Source organism: Microcystis sp. LE19-10.1B, from assembly GCF_027530565.1.
Taxonomy (GTDB): Bacteria; Cyanobacteriota; Cyanobacteriia; order Cyanobacteriales; family Microcystaceae; genus Microcystis; species Microcystis aeruginosa.
Window position 1 is genome coordinate 1 of the sequence record NZ_JAPZQM010000712.1, and the last position, 2,438, is coordinate 2,438.

1 protein-coding gene is annotated in these 2,438 nt (G+C 45.5%); it reads right to left on the bottom strand.

What is annotated here, in order from left to right; translation table 11 throughout:
- Window positions 1-666: 666 nt before the first annotated feature.
- Window positions 667-1,779, bottom strand: a complete 1,113-nt coding sequence (locus O9332_RS25245; protein ID WP_288027842.1) for a hypothetical protein — start codon at window positions 1,777-1,779, stop codon at window positions 667-669.
- Window positions 1,780-2,438: the final 659 nt, after the last annotated feature.

Consider the following 2,438-nt stretch of genomic DNA (forward strand, 5'->3'; position numbering starts at 1 on the left):
GAGTTAGAAAGCTAATTCTCAGTCATCGCATAAGGGGCCTTGAAGATTCTGCGAGGCGGTGCGGAAGGTTGTGAGTGCAGAAGATTCCAGCCCCGTTGCGATGACGAACGCCTAGCGGCTTGAGCGTGCGCGATAGCGCAACAAACCAAAAAATTCCTCGCTGCTCTCGGAATGACAAAATCTAAATTGAACACAAGCAACGCAATAAGTTTTATGAAATTCGCATTCAATTAGAAAGCAATCTCTCAGTCATCGCATAAGGGGCCTTGAAGATTCTGCGAGGCGGTGCGGAAGGTTGCGGGTGCAGAAGATTCCAGCCCCGGTGCGATGACGAACGCCCAGAGGCTTGAGCGTGCGCGATAGCGCAAATCGAGATCTCACTTTTCTTCCCGTCCCGCATCGTCTCCCGAAGGGGACGATGTGAGAAAAAGCAGCGCAAGGTGTGTCGTATCGTCCTCTTCGAGAGACGATACTTGACCCTACGTCACCTCCCTTCTTCCCTTGCAGAGCTGGCGATCAGGGGAACTCCAAGCTACTTGAGCGTGCGCGGTAGCGCAAAAAACCAAAAGATTCCTCGCTGCACTCGGAATGACAAAATCTAAATTGAAATTAGGCAGCGCGATAAGATTCATGGAATGCAGATAGCGTTAGAAAGCTAACTCTCAGTCATCGCATAAGGGGCCTTGATTTCGAAGCTACTCCCTTCTCCCTTGGGAGAAGGGCCGGGGATGAGGGGAACGCCCAGCGGCTTGAGCATGCGCGGTAGCGCAACAAACCAAAAAATTCCTCGCTGCATCTATTCGGAGACAATCCGCGTATTTCACGAATGATTCTGTCGAGCTCTTCTAATTCCGTTTGCATCAAACTATCGATGTACTGTTGTTCTTCAGGTGTAGAAAAGGCTTTTAATTGCTGTAAGCCTTTGATGCGACAAAAGGGAGCACGCAACTTATGGGCATTATAAAAAGCATATTCGGTTAGTTGCTCGTTTTTCTGTGCCAATTCTTCGGTGCGTTTGGTAACAATTGCTTCCAGGTTTTGATTGAGTGCGCTTACTTCTTCGTTAAGTTGGATAAGCGCGTTGTTGCTTTGTGTAAGCTCTTCATTAATAGCGGTAACTTCTTCCTTCTGTTCTTGAATAACTTTGTTAGCCTTCGAAATGTCTATAAACAGGTGTTCGATGGCTTGCATCAGTAAAAAGATAACAAAAGAAAAGAGCAGATAATACAGAATGATTACCATGAAGAAATACTTGTCGTCTACCAACGCAAGTAAGTCGGGCGTAACTCTATCTTCATACTTAAGTAAAAATGGAATGGACGTTACGATCAAAACAAAGTTCAAGACGAGCAAAGGCCAGAACAGTTTGGCTTCTGTTCTCCTCGAGAACATGAGGTGAATGAGCAAAGCATGAAAAATCAAACCAACCGGATAGGCCATATAATAATCAGAGGGTGTTTTCTGATGCCAAATTGGTATGATGTGCATTAACAATGGCCAGCTAAGAATAAACAATAAACGCCCAAACTTCGAGTGTCCGATTTTATTGAGGTATAGCGATGCACCACAAATTATGATCTCAACAATAAAAATGAACTGATCCCACGCTAATTGGTCAAGTGGCTTAATGTAATTAGGTAAATCGATGAGCACAAACAACGTATACACCAAAGGAAGAGTGATGTAGATGATGTTGGTGTAAATAAGTCGCCTGTTATGCCCATCGGCAAAGTTTTCGTTTGTGCCCTGCCGAATTAGCTTCTGTATAAATGTTAGCATGTGATTTCCTTCAGATTTGTTATAAACACATGTCAGGGTTACATGGTTACGGAATAAAACGACCCATTTTTTTTATTGAATCTAGCCTTTTTTTACGATAAGTAATAATTCGGTGATGGACTAAGATCCACCAACAGGCAAGTAACTCCCTTCTCCCTTGGGAGAAGGGTTGGGGATGAGGGGAACGCCCAGCGGCTTGAGCGTGCGCGGTAGCGGCAAATGGAGTTTTCACTTTTCTTTTGCATGCCCAAAAGAAAAGTAGCAAAAGAAAAAGGCACGCTGCCCCTCTACCCTCTGCTAACCGCTTTGCAACCGCACATGCCCGAGTGGGCCGCTCCGTTCGTGCACGTCCACGCACTCAAGTTTCATTCTATGAGTAGCTAGTACAAAAGAAGATTTATGAAATCCGCATTCAATTAGAAATCAATCTCTCAGTCATCGCATCAGGGGCCTTGAAGATTCTGCGAGGCGGTGCGGAAGGCTGTGGGTGCAGAAGATTCCAGCCCCGTTGCGATGACGAACGCCCAGCGGCTTGAGCGTGCGCGAGAGCGCAACAAAACAAAAGATTCCTCGCTGCACTCGGAATGACAAAATCTAAATTGAACTCAAGCAACGCGATAAGATTAATGGAATGCAGATAGAGTTAGAAAGCTAATTCT